The organism is Cupriavidus sp. SIMBA_020 (genome assembly GCF_046535395.1).
Lineage (GTDB): Bacteria > Pseudomonadota > Gammaproteobacteria > Burkholderiales > Burkholderiaceae > Cupriavidus > Cupriavidus campinensis.
Map to the genome: position 1 here is coordinate 1 of NZ_JAWRWU010000704.1, position 268 is coordinate 268.

Sequence of the window (268 nt, forward strand, 5' to 3'; positions counted from 1 at the left end):
CCTCGCAGGTCTTTGATCTGCGAGGCTTTTCTTTTGGACGATGCTTGCCGGGATGCAAAATTCTGATACAAAATCGCATCAGAATCTGAATCACGGAGGGCAGCATGCGCACCACGGTGACCCTGGACGACGCGCTTTATGAGAAAGCGCTCGAAATGGCCGATCCCGGCATGGAGAAGGCCGATCTGTTTCGCGAAGCCGTCAAGACGTTCGTGCGGGTTCAAGCGGCCAAGCGGCTGGCCGCTTTAGGCGGCAGCGCGCCCGAGAT

At 57.8% G+C, this 268-nt stretch carries 1 protein-coding gene; it reads left to right on the forward strand.

All coding sequences use genetic code 11. The features are described 5' to 3' along the window. Window positions 1-104: 104 nt before the first annotated feature. Window positions 105-268: type II toxin-antitoxin system VapB family antitoxin (locus SB751_RS31145; RefSeq protein WP_410749160.1), on the forward strand; the 164-nt coding region annotated here is incomplete at its 3' end.